Annotated in this window: 17 protein-coding genes; 9 read left to right on the top strand and 8 right to left on the bottom strand. The window is 72.3% G+C overall.

What is annotated here, in order from left to right; translation table 11 throughout:
• Positions 1-55: 55 nt before the first annotated feature.
• Together BLW14_RS10940 and BLW14_RS10935 are read right to left on the bottom strand one after the other, a co-directional pair.
• A complete protein-coding gene (locus tag BLW14_RS10940) occupies positions 56-1,357 on the bottom strand; it encodes a M18 family aminopeptidase (protein WP_093706669.1) in 1,302 nt (433 codons plus the stop codon).
• Between the two features lie 307 nt (positions 1,358-1,664).
• Positions 1,665-3,332, bottom strand: coding sequence for a fumarate hydratase (locus BLW14_RS10935; protein WP_093706667.1), 1,668 nt, complete (start codon positions 3,330-3,332; stop codon positions 1,665-1,667).
• A gap of 145 nt (positions 3,333-3,477) precedes the next feature.
• Between BLW14_RS10935 and BLW14_RS10930 the strand changes: the two genes are divergently transcribed.
• Both BLW14_RS10930 and BLW14_RS10925 read left to right on the top strand, forming a co-directional pair.
• Positions 3,478-4,158, top strand: a complete 681-nt coding sequence (locus BLW14_RS10930; RefSeq protein WP_093706665.1) for a DUF1707 SHOCT-like domain-containing protein — start codon at positions 3,478-3,480, stop codon at positions 4,156-4,158.
• Between the two features lie 168 nt (positions 4,159-4,326).
• Positions 4,327-4,671, top strand: a complete 345-nt coding sequence (locus BLW14_RS10925) for a WhiB family transcriptional regulator (RefSeq protein WP_093706663.1) — start codon at positions 4,327-4,329, stop codon at positions 4,669-4,671.
• Positions 4,672-4,779: 108 nt separating this feature from the next.
• On the opposite strand, the gene glpX is transcribed toward BLW14_RS10925, so the two are convergent.
• Positions 4,780-5,811 carry a class II fructose-bisphosphatase gene (gene glpX / locus BLW14_RS10920; RefSeq protein WP_093706661.1) on the bottom strand — a complete coding sequence of 344 codons (1,032 nt, stop codon included), beginning with the start codon at positions 5,809-5,811 and terminating at the stop codon, positions 4,780-4,782.
• A 143-nt stretch (positions 5,812-5,954) separates the two neighbouring features.
• Here glpX and BLW14_RS10915 point away from each other — a divergent pair, with 143 nt between their 5' ends.
• Positions 5,955-6,473, top strand: a complete 519-nt coding sequence (locus BLW14_RS10915) for a DUF4245 domain-containing protein (protein ID WP_093706659.1) — start codon at positions 5,955-5,957, stop codon at positions 6,471-6,473.
• Positions 6,474-6,566: 93 nt separating this feature from the next.
• Here BLW14_RS10915 and BLW14_RS10910 read toward each other — a convergent pair whose 3' ends face one another.
• From BLW14_RS10910 to BLW14_RS10895, 4 genes are all read right to left on the bottom strand, one after another.
• Positions 6,567-7,157 carry a malonic semialdehyde reductase gene (locus BLW14_RS10910; protein WP_018519016.1) on the bottom strand — a complete coding sequence of 197 codons (591 nt, stop codon included), beginning with the start codon at positions 7,155-7,157 and terminating at the stop codon, positions 6,567-6,569.
• Positions 7,158-7,305: 148 nt separating this feature from the next.
• Positions 7,306-7,542, bottom strand: a complete 237-nt coding sequence (locus BLW14_RS10905) for an exodeoxyribonuclease VII small subunit (protein WP_093706657.1) — start codon at positions 7,540-7,542, stop codon at positions 7,306-7,308.
• A 68-nt stretch (positions 7,543-7,610) separates the two neighbouring features.
• Complete coding sequence (gene xseA / locus BLW14_RS10900) at positions 7,611-8,822, bottom strand: exodeoxyribonuclease VII large subunit (RefSeq protein ID WP_093706655.1); 1,212 nt, start codon at positions 8,820-8,822, stop codon at positions 7,611-7,613.
• 45 nt (positions 8,823-8,867) lie between these two features.
• Complete coding sequence (locus BLW14_RS10895) at positions 8,868-10,232, bottom strand: APC family permease (protein WP_093706653.1); 1,365 nt, start codon at positions 10,230-10,232, stop codon at positions 8,868-8,870.
• Between the two features lie 74 nt (positions 10,233-10,306).
• On the opposite strand from BLW14_RS10895, the gene BLW14_RS10890 reads away from it, so the two are divergent.
• Entirely contained in the window at positions 10,307-11,296 is a 990-nt protein-coding gene (locus tag BLW14_RS10890; protein WP_371128064.1) for a 4-hydroxy-3-methylbut-2-enyl diphosphate reductase, read from the top strand.
• Positions 11,297-11,357: 61 nt separating this feature from the next.
• Positions 11,358-12,104, top strand: a complete 747-nt coding sequence (gene ppgK / locus BLW14_RS10885) for a polyphosphate--glucose phosphotransferase (protein ID WP_093706651.1) — start codon at positions 11,358-11,360, stop codon at positions 12,102-12,104.
• A gap of 4 nt (positions 12,105-12,108) precedes the next feature.
• Here the strand turns inward: ppgK and BLW14_RS10880 are convergent, their stop codons facing one another.
• On the bottom strand, positions 12,109-12,636 hold the full coding sequence (locus BLW14_RS10880) for a DUF6542 domain-containing protein (RefSeq protein ID WP_093706649.1): 528 nt from the start codon (positions 12,634-12,636) through the stop codon (positions 12,109-12,111).
• A gap of 253 nt (positions 12,637-12,889) precedes the next feature.
• Between BLW14_RS10880 and BLW14_RS10875 the strand changes: the two genes are divergently transcribed.
• From BLW14_RS10875 to BLW14_RS10860, 4 genes are all read left to right on the top strand, one after another.
• Complete coding sequence (locus BLW14_RS10875) at positions 12,890-13,774, top strand: helix-turn-helix domain-containing protein (protein ID WP_093706647.1); 885 nt, start codon at positions 12,890-12,892, stop codon at positions 13,772-13,774.
• 181 nt (positions 13,775-13,955) lie between these two features.
• Positions 13,956-14,819 (top strand): ABC transporter ATP-binding protein, encoded by an 864-nt coding sequence (locus BLW14_RS10870; RefSeq protein WP_093706645.1) that lies wholly within the window; start codon positions 13,956-13,958, stop codon positions 14,817-14,819.
• 77 nt (positions 14,820-14,896) lie between these two features.
• Complete coding sequence (locus tag BLW14_RS10865) at positions 14,897-15,961, top strand: ABC transporter substrate-binding protein (protein WP_093706643.1); 1,065 nt, start codon at positions 14,897-14,899, stop codon at positions 15,959-15,961.
• Complete coding sequence (locus BLW14_RS10860; protein WP_093706641.1) at positions 15,958-18,066, top strand: iron ABC transporter permease; 2,109 nt, start codon at positions 15,958-15,960, stop codon at positions 18,064-18,066. Before BLW14_RS10865 ends, BLW14_RS10860 begins: the two co-directional genes overlap by 4 nt.
• Positions 18,067-18,077 lie beyond the last annotated feature (11 nt).

The following is an 18,077-nucleotide window of genomic DNA, read 5'->3' as shown; positions in this document are numbered from 1 at the left end:
CGCGGACACGGGTACGGGGAAGGGCCGCAGTCGCCTCGCCCCGTACCCGTGCCGCTCAACCGGACGTCACGAACGCCGTGAGGATCGCCGCCAGATGACCCGGGTCCTGCGCCCCGCACAGCTCGCGGGCCGAGTGCATCGAGAGCCCGGGAACGCCCACGTCGACGGTCGGCACGCCCAGGCGGGCCGCCGTGAGCGGGCCGATCGACGTGCCGCACGGCATCGCGTTGTTGGAGACGAACGGCTGCCAGGGAGCGCCCGCCCGCTCGCAGGCCGAGGCGAACACCGCGATCCCGGTCGAGTCGGTCGCGTACCGCTGGTTGACGTTGACCTTGACCGTCGGGCCGCAGTTGGGCAGCGGCTGGTGGCCCGGGTCGTGGCGCTCCGCGTAGTTGGGGTGCACGGCGTGCGCCATGTCGGCGGACACGCAGTACGCGCCTGCCAGCGCCCGCGACCAGTCCTCCGCGCTGCCGCCCCGGGCCGTCACCGAACGGCTCAGTACCCGCTCCAGCATCGGGCTCTGCGCCCCCGTGTCCGAGCCGCTGCCGACCTCCTCGTGGTCGAAGGCGGCCAGCACCGGGACGTACGCCGGCGGCTCGGCGGCCGTCGCCGCGGCCACCAGCGCGGTCACCCCGGCGTGCACCGACACCAGGTTGTCCAGCCGCGAGGACACCAGGAACTCCCGCTCCGCGCCCAGATATCCGGGGGGCTGCACGTCGTGCAGCATCAGGTCCCAGCCCAGCACCTCGCCCGGCTCCGCCTCGGCCGCCGCCGCGACCCGGCGCAGCAGCGCGCCCTCGTCGGTCGCGCCGAGCGACCACACGGGGGCGATGTGGCGCTGCCGGTCCAGGGCCAGCCCTTCGTTGACGGAGCGGTCCAGATGGATCGCCAGCTGCGGCACCCGCAGCAGGGGCTCGTCGATCTGCACGAGCCGGGACTCCGTCCCGCCGCCGGGGCCGCGCAACGCGAGCCGGCCGGAGATGCCCAGGTCGCGGTCGAGCCAGGTGTTCAGCGGCACTCCGCCGTAGATCTCCACCGCGACCTGCCGCCACCCCGCCGAAGCGGTGTCCGGGGTGGGCTTGACCCGCAGGTTCGGCGAGTCGGTGTGCGTGCCGATGATCCGGAACGGCGTGTGGGCGGGCAGCGACTCGGGAACGTACCAGGCGATCAGCGCGCCCCCTCGGACGACGAAGCCGCCGCCCGTGGTGCCCGTCCAGTCGTCGGTTCCGCGCAGTTCGCGGAAGCCCGCCTTCTCCAGCCGCTGGGCCGCGCTCGCCACGGCGTGGTACGGGGAAGGGCTCGCCGCGATGAACGAGAGCAGGTCGTCGGCATGGCTGCGGTGGGGGACCGGCGTCATGCGGTGTCCGCCTTTCCGGAACGGGGACGGTGAGGGTGGGGCGGCCGCACTGGTTCGCCCGGCGGTGCGGAGTTTTCCGGCAACGCCGGACAACCCACCGCATCCGATCGGCACCCCGCAAGTCCGGCGGACGGCCCGGTGCGCGAAAGCGGCGGTGCGCCGCGGGCCGCGCCGGAGCCCGGACGGGGGCCCGCGGCCCGGCCCGGTCCCCTCCGGGTGGCCCCGGACCCGGTCGGCGCGGCGGGACGACCGCCGCGGCGCACGCGAGAGATTGGCTGGAAACCGCCGTAGGACGCGCGGCCCGGACTCAGCCCAGGCCGGGACCGCGCACCGGGATGCTGGTGAACGTGGGCGCCGGGGCGGGCTCGGTGAAGAAGTCGTTGCCCTTGTCGTCGACCACGACGAACGCGGGGAAGTCCTCCACCTCGATCCGCCAGACCGCCTCCATGCCGAGCTCCTCGTACTCGACGACCTCGACCTTCTTGATGCAGTCCTGCGCGAGCCGGGCCGCCGGGCCGCCGATCGAGCCGAGGTAGAAGCCGCCGTGCTCGCCGCACGCGTCGGTGACCTGCTTGGAGCGGTTGCCCTTGGCCAGCATCACCTTGGAGCCGCCCGCCGCCTGGAACTGCGCGACGTAGCTGTCCATCCGGCCGGCCGTCGTCGGGCCGAAGGAGCCGGACGCGTACCCCTCGGGGGTCTTCGCCGGGCCCGCGTAGTACACCGGGTGGTCCTTCAGGTACTGCGGCATCTCCTCGCCCGCGTCCAGACGTTCCTTGATCTTGGCGTGCGCGATGTCGCGCGCCACGACCAGCGGACCGGTCAGCGAGAGCCGGGTCTTGACCGGGTACTTGGTCAGCTCCGCGAGGATCTCGTCCATCGGGCGGTTCAGGTCGATGCGGACGACGTCGCCCTCGGTGTCGAGGTGCTCGTCGGTGGTGTCCGGCAGGAAGCGGGCCGGGTCCTTCTCCAGCTGCTCCAGGAAGACGCCCTCGGCGGTGATCTTCGCGGTGGCCTGGCGGTCCGCCGAGCAGGACACGGCGATGGCGACGGGCAGCGAGGCGCCGTGCCGGGGCAGGCGCACCACGCGCACGTCGTGGCAGAAGTACTTGCCGCCGAACTGCGCCCCGATGCCGATCTTCTGCGTCAGCTCGAAGACCTTCTCCTCCAGCTCCTTGTCCCGGAAGCCGTGACCCGTGGGGGAGCCCTCGGCGGGCAGCTCGTCCAGGTAGTGCGCGGAGGCGTACTTCGCGGTCTTCAGCGCGAACTCGGCGGACGTACCGCCGACGACGATCGCCAGGTGGTACGGCGGGCAGGCCGCGGTGCCCAGCGAACGGATCTTCTCCTCGAGGAACTTCATCATGGAGGCCTCGTTGAGGACCGCCTTGGTCTCCTGGAAGAGGAACGACTTGTTGGCCGAGCCGCCGCCCTTGGCCATGAAGAGGAACTTGTACGCGCCGCCGTCGGTGGCGTACAGCTCGATCTGCGCCGGGAGGTTGGAGCCGGTGTTCTTCTCCTCCCACATGTTCAGCGGGGCCATCTGCGAGTAACGCAGGTTGAGCTTGGTGTACGCGTCGAAGATGCCGTGCGACAGGGCCTCCTCGTCACCGCCCCCGGTCAGCACGTTCTGCCCGCGCTTGCCCATCACGATCGCGGTGCCGGTGTCCTGGCACATGGGCAGGACACCCGCGGCGGCGATGTTCGCGTTCTTCAGCAGGTCGAGCGCGACGAACTTGTCGTTGGACGAGGCCTCCGGGTCGTCCACGATCCGCCGCAGCTGCGCCAGGTGCGCCGGCCGCAGGTAGTGCGAGATGTCGTGCATGGCCTCGGCGGCCAGGGTGCGCAGCGCCTCCGGCTCGACCTTGAGGAACGTACGTCCGTCGGCCTCGAAGGTGGACACACCCTCGGCGGTGACCAGGCGGTAAGGCGTGGTGTCCTCTCCCAGGGGGAGCAGATCGGAGTACGCAAACTCTGGCATTACGGCCATTCCTCACTCGGCAGACAGCGGCTGGCCACCCTTGGACAGCGCACCCACCAGGGTAGGACGCGGCACGTGCGCCGGGCTTGTGAGGTAGGGCTCACCGCCTCTGTCGCGATCTATCGCGTTTCGGTACGCTGGGGCGGTGGACCTCGAGAAGCAGCCCCAGCAGCCGACCGCACCGGCGGACACCGACGTCATCCGCGCCTCCGACGCGGACCGAGACCGGATCGCGGACATCCTGCGGGAAGCGCTGGCCGAGGGCCGGCTGACCGCCGACGAGCACGCGGAGCGGATCGACTCCGTGTACCGCGCCAAGACCGTCGGCGAACTCGAACCGCTCGTACGGGACCTGCCGGCGCCGGGCGGCGAGCCCAGGGCGGCCACCGGGGCGCCGTACGCCTACGGCCCCGAACAGGCCGCCGGTCCCGCCGAGAACCTCGTGGCGATCTTCAGCAGCTCGACGCGCAGGGGCCGTTGGCGGGTGGGCGCCCGTACGAACGCCTTCTCGCTGTTCGGCAGTGTGGAAATCGATCTGACGGAGGCGCTTTTCGGACAGCGTCTCACCGTGATCAACGCGACCTCCGTGTTCGGCAGCGTGGAGATCCGGGTGCCCGAGAACATCTCGCTGCGCGGCAGCGGCACGGGTGTTTTCGGCAGTTTCGAAGTGCGCACGCTGGAATCCGCCGATCCCGAGGCGCCCGTGGTCGTCGTCAATGGCTATTCGGTGTTCGGCAGCGTCGAGGCGAAGCCGAAACGCGGCAAGTTCATCACCGATCTCCAGGACCGGCTGCGCAAGCACCTCGACAAGCACCTCGACCGCTGAGGGCGTCCGGCCGGGTGCGGCGGCGGGGATTCTTTCCGGCCGAAAGGCGCTCGACCGCAATTGCGTGAAACGGACCTGAGTGCCACTCAGTGCATAGGCGCGCGCACAGCGGGTAGGGACTGCTGCATCGTCTCTTCTCGCTCGCGAAGCCGTCGTCAGGAGTGGACCGTGCTGCAACTGCCGCATCAGCCCCTGCAGGTCGCCGCCGTCCCCCCGCAGCGGGCCCCCGCTCGGGAGGACCAGGCCGGCCCCTGGCACTCGGAGGCGGTGTGCCGCCGGGACGAAGCCGGGCTGTTCTTCGCCCCGTCGAAGGAGCCGACTGCCGCCCGCCTCTCGCGCGAGGAGTCCGCGAAGCGGGTCTGCGCGCGCTGTCCCGTGATGGTGGAGTGCCGCGAGCACGCCCTGATGCAGCCGGAGCCGTACGGGGTGTGGGGCGGCCTCACCGCGGCCGAGCGCCGTGTCGCGCTCGCCCGGCGCCGCCGGCGCGACGTCGAGCTGAAGGCCGCGGGCTGACCCGGTCCAGGTCCCGTATCCGTACGTACGAAGAGGCGCCCCCACCGCACATGGGGGGCGCCTCTTCGGGCGGACGCGCGGACGCGGGCCGCGGGTGGGGCCCGGGTGCTACTTCGCCCGGTCGAAGTCGATGGCGCTGTAGGCGCGCAGCTTCGACAGCCGGTGGGTGGAGTTGATCGTCCGGATCGTGCCGGACTTGGACCGCATGACGATGGACTCGGTGGTCGCCGTCTCCGAGCGGTAGCGCACCCCGCGCATCAGCTCGCCGTCGGTGATCCCGGTCGCGACGAAGAACACGTTGTCCCCGCTGACCAGGTCGTCCGTGGACAGCACCCGGTCCAGGTCGTGCCCGGCGTCCAGGGCGCGCCGCCGCTCGGCCTCGTCCTTCGGCCAGAGCTTGCCCTGGATGACGCCGCCGAGGCACTTTATGGCGCAGGCCGAGATGATGCCCTCGGGCGTGCCGCCGATGCCCATGAGCAGGTCCACGCCGGTGCCCTCGCGGGCGGCCATGATCGACCCGGCCACGTCGCCGTCGGAGATGAACTTGATGCGGGCGCCGGTCTCCCGGATCTCCTTGACGATGCCCTCGTGGCGGGGGCGGTCCAGGACGACGACGGTGACGTCCTCGGGCGTGGAGTTCTTCGCCCGGGCGACCCGGCGGATGTTCGCCGAGACGGGGGCGTTGATGTCCACGAAGTCGGCCGCCTCCGGGCCGGTGACCAGCTTGTCCATGTAGAAGACCGCGGACGGGTCGAACATGGCGCCCCGGTCGGCGGCGGCCAGGACGGCGATCGCGTTGGGCATGCCCTTGGCGTTCAGGGTCGTGCCGTCGATCGGGTCGACGGCGATGTCGACCTCGGGCCCGGTCCCGTCGCCCACGTGCTCGCCGTTGAACAGCATGGGCGCTTCGTCCTTCTCGCCCTCACCGATGACGACGACGCCGTTCATGGAGACGGTGGAGACGAGGGTCCGCATGGCGTTCACCGCGGCACCGTCGGCCCCGATCTTGTCCCCGCGGCCGACCCAGCGCCCGGCGGCCATGGCGGCGGCCTCGGTGACCCTGACCAGCTCCAGGGCGAGGTTGCGGTCGGGGGCCTCCGGGGAGACCTCCAGCTGGGACGGCAGATGATGCTCGGACATCGGAGCGCACCTTTCTGTACGGCGACGACCGGATGAGGGTGATCTGACTCTATCGCCAGGTCGATAAAATGAGCAGACCGGGTCACGTTTGAGCGGGGTGGCCCCCGGTCCGGCCGCTCGGGGGCTGATGCGACGATGGACGCGTGGCAAGCAAGCGAGGCAAGCAGACCGTCCGGGACATGATCCTGTCGTTGTTGGCGATCGCCGCCGTGGCGGGTGTCGTCTACATCTTCATCCCGCACGACGACAAGGCCGACCCGATCAAGGCGGTCGACTACCGGGTCGAACTCCTGACGGCGCGGCGCGCCGCGCCGTACCCGGTGGCGGCCCCCGAGGGTCTGCCCGCGGGCTGGAAGCCCACCTCGGTCACGTACAGCCGCGACAAGGGCGACAGCTGGCACCTGGGCTTCCTCGCCCCGGGCGGCGGGTACGTCGCGGTGGAGCAGTCCACGGCCCCGGCGAAGCTCTACATCGGCCAGGTGAGCCAGAAGGCCGAGAACACCGGGCGCACGCAGGAGGTCGCGGGGCAGACCTGGCAGCGCTGGGAGGGTTCGAAGTACGACGCGCTGGTGCGCGAGGAGAAGGGCGCGACGACGGTCGTGACCGGCTCGGCCCCGGCGGAGCGGCTGGCCGAGATGGCGGCGGCGCTCAGGACGTCCTGACGCCGCGTACCGATACCGCGTACGGACACGGGGAAGGCCCCGGAGCGAGTGCTCCGGGGCCTTCCCCGTGTTCACCGTTCAGAAGGCGGTGGCTCAGACGGTCTTGACGACCTCGTCGAACGCGAGGCGCGGCGAGCGCGGGAACCAGGCGTCCTCGCCCGGCTTGCCGATGTTGACGACCATCAGGACGTTGTGGTCGCCGTCCAGGAACTCCTTCTCGATGCCCGCGGCGTCGTAGCCGGTCATCGGGCCGGCGGCCAGGCCGGCGGCGCGGACGCCGATGATGAAGTACGCGGCCTGGAGGGCGGCGTTCAGCGAGGCGGCCGACTCACGGACCGGGCGCTCCGAGAAGAACATGTCCTTGGCCTGCGGGAAGTGCGGCAGCAGCGCCGGGAGCTCCTCGTGGAACTCGTTGTCGGCGGCCAGGATCGCGACCAGCGGGGCGGTCGAGGTCTTCGGCTGGTTGCCCTCGGCCATGTGCTTGACGAGGCGCGCGCGAGCGTCGTCCGAACGCACCAGGACCACGCGCAGCGGCGACTGGTTGAAGGCGGTCGGGCCGAACTTGACCAGGTCGTAGATGGCCTGGACCTGCTCGTCGGTCACCGGCTCGTCGGTGAACGTGTTGGCGGTGCGGGCCTCGCGGAACAGCAGGTCCTGGGCGGCGGGGTCAAGAACGAGGGACATCGTGCGTATTACCTTCCGGACGTACACGGGGGGAGCGGGCCGCGAACACGCGGGATCGGGCCACGACGATCACGGTACGGCGAAAGTGCGTTAACGTTCAACTAAATGGGGAGTGGGGAGACTCACGCCGGAGAACCGGAATAAGTCGTTACGCCTCGTCCTCCGCCGGCCCCGCCAGCGCGGCGTCCAGGCGGGCCCGGGCGCCCTCCAGCCAGTGCCGGCACACCTTCGCCAGCTCCTCGCCGCGCTCCCAGAGCGCGAGGGAGTCCTCCAGCGAGGTCCCGCCCGCCTCCAGCCGGCGCACGACCTCGATCAGCTCGTCGCGCGCCTGCTCGTAGCCGAGCGTGCCCTTCGCGGCGGAGGCCGCCGTCCCGTCGTCCGTCATGTGTTCCACCCTAGGTAGAGGTATCCGTATCGGTATGTGGCGGGCCCGTACGCCCCGGGGCTCCGCCCCTACTCCGCGACCCGCACCGCGAACTCGCCCCCCGACACCCGGGCCCGCAGCGTTTCACCGGCCGCGCCCGCGTCCTCGGGGTCCCGGACCACGTGCCCGTCGGCGCGCTGGAGCACCGCGTACCCGCGCTCCAGGGTCGCGGCCGGGGACAGCGCCAGGACCCGGGCCCTGGTGTGGGCCAGCTCCGAGTCCGCCCGGTCCAGCAGATGGCCGAGCACCCGGCGGGCGCGCCCGGCCAGCGCGTCGACGTCCGCCTCGCGCTCGTCCACCATCCGCTGCGGGTGCTCCATGCAGGGCCGCCCCAGCGCGTGGGCCAGGCCCCGCTCCTCCCGGTCGAGCAGCCCCCGCACCGTCCGCAGCGCCCGGTCCCGCAGCTGCCGGACGCGGTCCAGCTCCTCGCCCACGTCGGGCACGACCTTCTTCGCCGCGTCCGTCGGCGTGGACGCCCGTACGTCCGCGACCAGGTCGAGGAGCGGGGAGTCCGGCTCGTGCCCGATCGCCGAGACCACCGGCGTACGGCAGGCCGCGACCGTACGGATCAGCTCCTCGTCCGAGAACGGCAGCAGGTCCTCGACGCTGCCGCCGCCGCGCGCCACGACGATCACGTCCACGTCCGGGATGCCGTCCAGCTCCTTGACCGCCCGCACCACCTGGTTCACCGCGTGCACCCCCTGCACGGCGGTGTTGCGGACCTCGAAGCGGACGGCCGGCCAGCGGCGGCGGGCGTTCTCCAGGACATCGCGCTCCGCCGCCGACGCCCGGCCGCAGACCAGGCCGATCAGCTGCGGCAGGAAGGGCAGCGGCTTCTTCCGGTCCAGTGCGAACAGCCCCTCGGACGCCAGGGACTTCTTCAGCTGCTCAAGGCGCACCAGCAGCTCGCCGATGCCGACAGGCCGTATCTCCGTCGCCCGCAGCGAGAGCTGCCCCCGGGGCGCGTACCACTCCGGCTTGGCCAGTACGACGACCCGCGCGCCCTCCGAGACGACATCGGCGATCCGGTCGAAGACCTGCCGGAAGCACGTCACGCTCACCGAGATGTCGTGCGAGGGATCGCGCAGCGTCAGGAACACCACACCGGCACCCGGCCGCCGCGACAGCTGCGTGATCTGGCCCTCGACCCAGACCGCACCGAGCCGGTCGATCCAGCCGCCGATGAGCCGCGACACGTCACCGACGGGCAGCGGGGCTTCCGGAGAAGTGTTCAGAGCCATGCGAGCGAGCGTAACGGCCGGGACGGACAACGGGCCCTTCCCCGTTCAGCGGGCCACGCCCTGCCGTCCCCGCTGCACCAGCACCACCACGAGCCCCACCACAAGCCAGCAGGCGCCCACCACCTGCGCGCTCCCCGACGCCTCCACGATCACCGCCACCAGCACCCCGGCACCGACCACCGGCACCACCAGATGGCGCCACCAGATCGGCTCGCCCTCCATCCGCCGCACCACGAACCAGCCGACCACCGACGCGTGCAGCAGCACGAACGCCGTCAGCGCCCCGATGTCCACCACCGAGACCAGATGGTCGAGCCCGTCGTCGCGCCGCGCCGCCCACACCGCCGCCACCAGCGTCACCACGGCGGCGATCAGGATCGCCGTCCGCGGCACGCCGGAGCGCGCGTCCACCCGGGACAGCAGCCCCGGCAGCCGCCGCTCACGGGCCATCGCGAACAGCAGCCGCCCCGCCGCCGCCTGCCCCGCCAGCGCCGCGAACGCCGCCCCGATCGCCTTGCTGACGGCCACCAGATCATGCAGCCAGGTCCCCACCGCGGCGTCCACCGTGTCGTAGAACGCCGAGCCCTGCGCCCCCGGATCAGCGGTCAGCTCCGCCGAGGTCATCGGCTCCAGCAGGGCGGCGAGGTACGCCTGCGCCACGAACAGCGTCCCCGCGAGCACCAGGCACAACAGCACCGCCCGCGCCACCTGCGCCGAGCCGCCCGTCACCTCCTCCGCGAACGAGGCGATGGCGTCGAAGCCGAGATACGAGAGCACCGCCACGGACACCGCGCCCAGCACCGCCGTCGTCGAGAACCCCGAGTCCCCGGTGAGTGGCGTCAGCCAGCCCCGCTGCGCCCCGTCCCGTACGAGCACCACCACGGCCGACACCACGAACACCAGCAGCACCACGATCTCCATCGCGAGCACCGCGAAGCCGACCCGGGCGGCGGCGCGCACGCCCCACAGGTTGAGCAGCGTCGTCACGACGACGGCGAGCGCCGTCCACACCCACCGCGAGACCTCCGGCACCAGCGAGTTCATCGCGATCCCGGAGAAGAGGTACGCCACGGCGGGGATCAGCAGGTAGTCCAGCATCGCCATCCACCCGGCGATGAAGCCCGGCCCCTCGCCGAGCCCCTTGCGGGCGTACGCGAACACCGACCCGGCCATCGGGGCGACCCGCACCATCTGCGCGTAGCTGAACGCGGTGAACGCCATCACGACGGTCGCGGCGACGTACACCAGAGCGACCGCCCCGTCCGACTTCGCGTCGAGCGTCCCGAACACGCCGACGGGCGCCATCGGGGCGATGAACAGCAGCCCGTAGACCACCAGGTCCCGGAACCCGAGCGTCCGCCGCAGCCGGGCCCTCTCCGTGGAGCCGGAATCCGTAGCGCTGTCGGCCATGAGCCCTCCGTAGTCGGCGTCGCCACCAGTCTCCCGACCCGCCGCTCCTCGCGCCCGTTCGGTACGGCCTTACGATGGGACGCATGACTGCTACGACCCCCCGACGCGTCCTCCTCGCCGCTCCCCGTGGCTACTGCGCGGGCGTGGACCGTGCCGTGATCGCCGTGGAGAAGGCCCTGGAGCAGTACGGCTCCCCGGTCTACGTGCGCCACGAGATCGTCCACAACAAGTACGTCGTACAGACCCTGGAGAAGAAGGGCGCGATCTTCGTCGAGGAGACGGCGGAGGTCCCCGAGGGCTCGATCGTCATGTTCTCCGCGCACGGCGTCGCCCCGACCGTGCACCAGGAGGCGGCCGAGCGGAAGCTCGCCACGATCGACGCGACCTGCCCGCTCGTCACAAAGGTCCACAAGGAGGCCGTCCGCTTCGCGCAGGACGACTTCGACATCCTCCTCATCGGCCACGAGGGCCACGAGGAGGTCATCGGCACCTCCGGCGAGGCCCCCGACCACATCACCCTGGTCGACGGCCCCGAGGACGTCGAGAACGTCGAGGTGCGCGACCCCTCCAAGGTCGTCTGGCTCTCCCAGACCACCCTCTCGGTCGACGAGACCATGGAGACGGTCGGCGCCCTCAAGGAGAAGTTCCCGCTGCTGATCTCGCCGCCGAGCGACGACATCTGCTACGCCACGCAGAACCGCCAGATCGCCGTGAAGCAGATGGGCGCCGACGCGGACCTGGTGATCGTCGTCGGCTCGAAGAACTCCTCCAACTCGGTCCGCCTGGTCGAGGTCGCCCTCGGCGCGGGCGCCGGCGCCTCCCACCTGGTCGACGGCGCCGACGAGATCGACGAGGCATGGCTCGACGGCGTCTCGACGGTCGGCGTCACCTCCGGCGCGTCCGTGCCCGAGGTGCTGGTCGACGGCGTGCTGGCGTGGCTGGCCGAGCGGGGTTTCGAGGACGTCGAGATCGTGAAGGCGGCCGAGGAGTCCATCGTCTTCTCGCTCCCCAAGGAGCTGCGCCGCGACCTGCGCGCGGAGGCGGCGGCCCTGAAGGGCGAGTAACCGGCGCCTTCGGGTGCCGTTCCGGGAGTGATCGCGCGCCGCTGCCCGTACGGTGGATCACATGGAGATCTTCGGCGTGGACATCGGCGGATCCGGGATCAAGGGTGCTCCCGTGGACCTGGACCGCGGAGACCTGGCGCAGGAGCGCCACAAAGTACTGACACCGCACCCGGCCACCCCCAAGGACGTGGCCGGGTGCGTGGCCGAGGTCGTCGGCCACTTCGACTGGAAGGGCCCGGTCGGGATCACCTTCCCCGGCGTCGTCACGGACGGCGTCACCCGCACCGCGGCCAACGTCGACAAGGGCTGGATCGACCAGGACGCCCGCACCCTGCTCGGCGACAGACTGGGCCTCCCGGTCACCGTGCTCAACGACGCGGACGCGGCGGGCATCGCCGAGATGACGTTCGGCGCGGGCCGGGGCCGCAAGGGCACGGTGATCATGCTGACCTTCGGTACGGGGATCGGCAGCGCGCTCTTCGTCGACGGCAGGCTCGTACCGAACACGGAGCTCGGCCACCTGGAGCTGAACGGCCACGACGCGGAGAAGCACGCGTCCACGAAGGCCAAGGAGGACGAGGACCTCGGCTGGCACCACTGGGCCCGCCGGGTGCAGAAGTACCTGGCCCACGTGGAGATGCTGTTCTCGCCGGAGCTGTTCATCATCGGCGGCGGCATCAGCCGCAAGGCCGACAAGTTCCTGCCGCTGATCGAGCACGTACGCGCGGAGATGGTCCCGGCGGAGCTGCAGAACAACGCGGGGATCGTGGGCGCGGCGATGGCCGCGAAGGCGGCGGCCTCGGACTGACGGCTCAGCGCTGCGACGGCTTGCGGGCGCCCCGCCCGGCCGGGCGGGGCGCCGGTGACGGCCCGGCGGCGGCCGGCCGCGCGGTCTGCGCGGCCAGCATCATGCGCCGCTGCCGGGCCCGCATCAGCCGCACCTTGCGTACGGAGGCGATGAGGCCGGCGACGAGGGTGCCGCCGTACAGCCAGCCGGCGTGCACGGCGAGTGCGGTGACGACGGCCATGGTCTGGCCGCCGAGACCGCCGGTGCCGCCCGCGATGGGCGCGACGCCGACGGCGAAGGCGATCGGCACGCTGATCGGCGCCGTCACCAGGTCCGCCGGCCGCACCCAGAGCGCGGTCAGCGCGCTGACCGGTAGGAACAGCAGCCCGAAGAAGACCGGGGACTCGTCGAACAGCAGCCAGTCCACGCACCCGATCAGGAACATCGCGGCCGCCGCGAACAGCCCGGCGCCGATACCGGTGAGCCGGGGGTTGGGCAGCCGGCGCAGGGCGAGCACGGCGGGCGACGCCGCCCGCCCGGCGGGCGCGCTCATCACCCGGTAACCGAGCGCCCCCGAGCCGTCGGCCTTCCTGGCTCCCCGGTCCGCCCCGATCGGGGACAACGGGGTCTGCCGGGTCTGCCTGCGCTGCGGGGGACGTGTCCTGTGCTGCTCCACCGGGACAACGTAGGTCGCCGGGAGCCCGGAATCAGGTGCGGGACACGCGCTTTGGCCGACCTTGGCGATGAGTTCGATGCCACACGGCGCAACGGGAACCGGATCGGGGCCCGCGCTTAGACTCGTCCGCATGGTCCGGTCGTCCCGTGGTGAGCCGAGCCCGGGGCTGTGGCGGCGCGAGGCGGGCACGGTGATCCGCCGGGCCGGGGCGCTCCCCGAGCGGGCGACGGACTCCGGTGCCGTCGTCGCCGAGTTCCGCGTCGTCCCCGCCCCCACGGAGTGGGCGCAGCACGCGCACCGGCTGCACGAGCTGGTCTGGGTGCGCGGCGGGACGCTGACCTCCCGGGTGGGCGACCGCGTCTTCACCGTGTTTGAGGGTCACGGGCTCTGGATGCCCGCCGGAGTGGTCCACGCGGGCCGGGCCACGGAGGGCGCGCGCTTCCACAGCGCCTTCTTCGCGCCCGACCGCACACCGTTCGCGTTCGGGCAGCCGGAGGCCATCGCGATGACCCCCCTCCTCGTATCGCTCCTGAGCCATCTGTCGCGCACCGATCTCGACGAGGCGGCCCGGCTGCGGGCGGAGGCCGTCGTGTTCGACGTGATCGAGCCCTCGGAGCACCAGCTGGCGCTGCGGCTGCCCGGGGACCCACGGATCGACGCGATCGCCGAGGCACTGCTGGACGACCCCGCCGACGGCCGCTCGCTGGAGGAATGGGCGCGGGAGCTGGGGACCAGCGACCGCACGGTCACCCGGGCGTTCCGGCAGTCGACCGGGCTCTCCTTCGCGCAGTGGCGGCAGATGCTGCGGGTACACCGGGCGCTGATGCTCCTGTCCGACGGCTTCGATGTGATGTCCGTCTCCGAGCACCTCGGCTACGCGCAGTCCAGCTCCTTCATCGCCGCCTTCCGACGCGTCATGGGCACCACGCCCGGCGCGTTCTTCGGGGCGGGCGGGGCTTCCGGGGATGTCCGGAATTCCGTATCGGGTGGCGAGAACGCCGGATTGTCTGCCTGACAAGCGGAATATAGTCTTCTTCGAGTTAGGTAACCCTTAGTTGTTGCTCGCCGTGCGCGGCGCTGCCCGCGTGCGCCCGTATGCGGTGCTGCCCGCGTGCGGGAGAGCGTGCGGCCCGGCCCGTGAAGGCCGGGCGGGGGGTGCCCCACTCCGCGCCCCTCCGACTCACCCGGACCTCCTCATGTTCACAAGCCCCTTCCGCCGTGCCGGAAGACTCCCGGACGGCCCCGCCGGCCCGGCGGCCGCGCTCCACGGGCGCGACCTGGTACTGCGCTACGGCGGCGAGCCGGTCGTCCACGGCGTCTCGGTCGCCCTGGAACCCGGCCGCGCGACCGCCCTCGTGGGCCCGAATGGCAGCGGGAAGTCCACGCTTCTGCGCGCGCTGTCCCGGCTGCACCAGGTGGACGGCGGCAAGGTCACCCTCGGCGCACCCGACGGAGCGGACGAGCGGGACGCGGCCCTGCTCAGCCCCCGCGGGTTCGCCCGCGAGGTCACCCTGTTCTCGCAGTCGCGGCCCGCACCCCAGGGGCTGACGGTCGCGGAGGTCGTGGCGTTCGGGCGCCACCCCTACCGGCGCGGCTTCGCCGGACCCACCCCCGAGGACGGTGCCGCCGTCGACCGCGCCATGGGCGTCACCGGCGTACGGGACATGGCGGACCGGCAGGTCGGGGAGCTCTCCGGCGGCGAGATGCAGCGCGTCTGGCTGGCGGCCTGCCTCGCCCAGGACACCGGCGTCGTGCTGCTGGACGAACCGACCAACCACCTGGACCTGCGGTACCAGTTCGAGACGCTCGACCTGGTGCGGGACCTCGTGGAACGGCACGGCCTCGCCGTCGGGATCGTGCTGCACGACCTCGACCAGGCGTCGCGGGTCGCGGACACGCTGGTCCTCATGCACGCCGGCCGCATCCACGCGGCGGGCGCCCCCGCCGACGTGCTCACCGCCGAGAACATCGGCCTGGTCTACGACATCCGCGTCGACGTCGCCCTCGACCCGCGTACGGGCCGGCTGCGCATCGACCCACTCGGGCGCCACCTCTCCTGACGAGGCCGCCACCCCTTCCGGAGCAGCCGTGCGGCGCTCCGGCTCAACGTCCGAGAACCTGAGAAAGAGGACCCTCCATGAACCGCGCCAGCCGCCTGACGGCCGCAGCCACGACCGGGCTCGCCCTGTTCGCCCTCGCCGCCTGCGGCACGACCGACGCCGACGACGTCACGTCCAAGAGCAGCGCCAAGGCCGCCCCCGCGTCCAAGAGCTGCGCCGACGACACCACGACCACGTCGACGAAGCCGGTCTCCCTCACGGACGGCGTCGGCCGGCAGGTGAAGCTCGACAAGCCCGCCAAGCGCATCGCCGTCCTGGAATGGCAGCAGGTCGAGGACGCGCTCACCCTGTGCGTCACCCCCGCCGCCGTCTCCGACGCGAAGGGGTACAGCACCTGGGTCAGCGCGGAGAAGCTGCCCAGCGGCGTGACGGACATCGGCACCCGCGAGGAGCCCGACCTCGACACCCTCTACGCGGCCGAGCCCGATCTCATCGTCGTGGAGGCGTTCGACGCCAAGGACGAGATGATCAAGAAGCTGGAGAAGCGCGGCGTCCCCGTGCTCGCCACGCGCGGCGCCAACCCGAAGGACCCGATCGGGAACATGCGCCAGGTCTTCAGCATGATCGGACAGGCCACCGGACGCACCGAGCGCGCCGACCAGGTGCTCAAGGAGTTCGACGACCACCTCGCGAAGGCGAAGCAGCAGGTCACCCACGCCGACCTGCCGACGAAGGACTTCGTGTTCTTCGACGGCTGGCTGGAGGGCAACAACCTCACCGTCCGCCCCTACAGCGACGGCGCCCTCTTCACCGAACTGGGCAAGGAACTCGGCCTGAAGCCCGCGTGGACCAGCAGCGTCAACAAGGAGCACGGCGACGGCGGAGTCGACCCCGCCTACGGCCTCGCGCAGACGGACGTCGAGGGACTCGTCGCGGTGGGCGACGCCAACCTCTTCTACGCCAACGACGAGGGCGCCGGCGGCTACGTCGCCGCGCTGCGGAAGAACCCGATCTGGAAGAAGCTCCCGGCCGTCGAGGAAGGCCGCGCCCACGCCTTCCCGGCGCGGGTCTGGGGCGCCGGCGGCCCCCGCTCCAACGAGCAGGCGATCGACGCCTACGTCGACGTACTCGAGAAGAAGTGAGCGCCGTACGCACAGCGCCACCCGCTGAGGGAGCGCCGCCGCGTCCGCTCGAGGAACGCGGCGGCGGCCCCGCCGGGGCGGCCGTCCTGGCGGTCCTCCTCGCCGCGACCGTCCTCGTCGGCCTGTGGCACCTGACCCAGGGCACATCGGGCGTCGGCGTCGGCGACCTGGTGCGCCACCTCGCCGGGGAACGGGACAGCGCCGACGGCGCGCCGGTCGGCGAGATCCTCACCGGCTCCCGCCTGCCGCGCCTCTTCGCGGGCGTCGCGGTGGGCTTCGCCCTCGGCTGCGCCGGCACCCTGCTCCAGTCCGTCACGCACAACGCGCTGGCCTCGCCCGACACCCTCGCGGTCTCGGCCGGTTCCTACTTCGCCGTCTCGCTCGTCGCCGCCTTCGGCCTCTCCGTACCCCTGTGGGCCTCGGGCGTCGTCGCCTTCGCCGGCGGCCTGGTCGCGGCGGCGCTCGTGCTCCTGCTCGCGGGCCGGGCGGCGGGCACCTCGGGCACCCGCCTCATCCTCGCCGGATCGGCGATGGCGATGGCCCTGGACTCCGCGACCGGGATGCTCCTCATCCTGTTCAAGCAGAACACCACCGGCCTGTACGCCTGGGGGAGCGGCTCGCTCTCGCAGCTCGACATCGACGCGTCACTGCGCGCCGTCCCGCTCGTCGTCCTCGTGCTCTGCGCCGCCCTCGCGCTGTCCCGGCGCCTCGACGTCATGAACCTGGGCGACGACACCGCCGCCACCCTCGGCGTGCCGATCCGCAGCACCCGAATCCTCGCCGTGCTCTGCGCGGTCCTCCTGACCAGCACCTCGGTGACCCTCGCGGGCCCGATGGCCTTCGTCGGCCTCGGCGCCCCCGTCCTCGCCCGCCTGATCGCCGGCCGGGTCCGCGCTCTGCGCCGCCACCTGCTCCTGATCCCCGCGGCCGGTCTGCTCGGCGCGCTGCTCATCCTGCTCGCGGACGCGGTCCTGCGCGCGGTGCAGGGGGCGGACGGGGCGGCCTCCATCCCCACCGGCGTCCCGACCACCCTGCTCGGCTCCGTCGTGATCGTGGTCCTCGCGCTGCGGCTGCGCGACACGGGCCGGCTCCAGCAGCCCCCACGGGCCCGGGTCGCCGTACGGTCCCGGCGCGCCTACCTCCTCGTCGTGACCGGCGCGGCGGCCCTGCTGGCCGTGGCCGCCCTCGTCGGCACCCTGGCGGGGAGCCTCTGGCTGAAGACCGGGGACGTCGCGCTCTGGATCCAGGGCACCGCCCCCGACCTGATCGGGGCGGCCCTCGACGACCGGGTGCCGCGGGTCACCGCCGCCGTTCTCGCGGGCATGGCACTCGGACTCGCCGGATGCGTCGTGCAGGGCACCGTACGCAACCCGCTCGCGGAGCCGGGCGTGCTCGGCATCACGGCGGGCGCCGGTCTCGGCGCGGCGGGCGTCGTCACCTCGGGGCTCGGCGGCGGACGGACGGTGCTCGTCGCGGTCGCCGTCGCGGCCGGGCTCGCCACCTTCGCCGTGATCGCCCTGCTGGCCTGGCGCGGGGGCTTCCTGCCCGACCGGTTCGTCCTGATCGGCATCGGCACGGGGTACGGCCTCAGCGCCGTGACCACCTTCCTCCTGCTGCGCGCCGACCCGTACAACACGCCCCGCATCTTCACCTGGCTCTCCGGCACGACCTACGGCCGTACGTTCTCCGACGTCGTCCCGGTCGCCGTGGCCCTGGCGCTCGCGCTGCCCGTCCTGCTGTCGATGCGCGAGCGGCTCGACGTGATCGCCGTCGACGAGGACACCCCGCGCATCGTCGGCGTCAGGGTGGAGCGCACCCGCTTCACCGCACTGGCGATCGCCGCCGTGCTCGCCGCGCTCAGCGTGATCGCCATCGGCGTCGTCGGCTTCGTGGGGCTCGTCGCCCCGCACCTCGCCCGTTCCCTGGCGGGTGCCCGGCAGGCCCGCGCGATCCCGGTCGCGATGCTGCTCGGCGGGCTGCTGGTGTGCGTGGCGGACGCGCTCGGCCGCACCGTAGTCGCCCCCGCCCAGGTGCCGGCGGGCCTGATGATCGCGCTGGTCGGCGCGCCGTACTTCGTGTGGGTGCTCAAGCAGTCCCGCGCCTGACTTCCTCTGGA

The sequence above is a fragment of the Streptomyces sp. 2131.1 genome, assembly GCF_900105515.1.
GTDB lineage: Bacteria > Actinomycetota > Actinomycetes > Streptomycetales > Streptomycetaceae > Streptomyces > Streptomyces drozdowiczii.
Note: the sequence above shows the minus strand (reverse complement) of the source record. Positions and strands in the feature narration are given on the sequence as shown.

Coding starts and splice junctions, on each gene's coding strand:
- BLW14_RS10905 (WP_093706657.1), bottom strand. CDS start 7,542: ATGACGGACGACGGGACGGCGGCCTCCGCCGCGAAGGGCACGCTCGGC.
- BLW14_RS10940 (WP_093706669.1), bottom strand. CDS start 1,357: ATGACGCCGGTCCCCCACCGCAGCCATGCCGACGACCTGCTCTCGTTC.
- BLW14_RS10880 (WP_093706649.1), bottom strand. CDS start 12,636: ATGAGCGCGCCCGCCGGGCGGGCGGCGTCGCCCGCCGTGCTCGCCCTG.
- BLW14_RS10870 (WP_093706645.1), top strand. CDS start 13,956: ATGTTCACAAGCCCCTTCCGCCGTGCCGGAAGACTCCCGGACGGCCCC.
- BLW14_RS10865 (WP_093706643.1), top strand. CDS start 14,897: ATGAACCGCGCCAGCCGCCTGACGGCCGCAGCCACGACCGGGCTCGCC.
- glpX (WP_093706661.1), bottom strand. CDS start 5,811: ATGTCCGAGCATCATCTGCCGTCCCAGCTGGAGGTCTCCCCGGAGGCC.
- BLW14_RS10895 (WP_093706653.1), bottom strand. CDS start 10,232: ATGGCCGACAGCGCTACGGATTCCGGCTCCACGGAGAGGGCCCGGCTG.
- ppgK (WP_093706651.1), top strand. CDS start 11,358: ATGGAGATCTTCGGCGTGGACATCGGCGGATCCGGGATCAAGGGTGCT.
- BLW14_RS10875 (WP_093706647.1), top strand. CDS start 12,890: ATGGTCCGGTCGTCCCGTGGTGAGCCGAGCCCGGGGCTGTGGCGGCGC.
- BLW14_RS10890 (WP_371128064.1), top strand. CDS start 10,307: ATGGGACGCATGACTGCTACGACCCCCCGACGCGTCCTCCTCGCCGCT.
- BLW14_RS10910 (WP_018519016.1), bottom strand. CDS start 7,157: ATGTCCCTCGTTCTTGACCCCGCCGCCCAGGACCTGCTGTTCCGCGAG.
- BLW14_RS10935 (WP_093706667.1), bottom strand. CDS start 3,332: ATGCCAGAGTTTGCGTACTCCGATCTGCTCCCCCTGGGAGAGGACACC.
- xseA (WP_093706655.1), bottom strand. CDS start 8,822: ATGGCTCTGAACACTTCTCCGGAAGCCCCGCTGCCCGTCGGTGACGTG.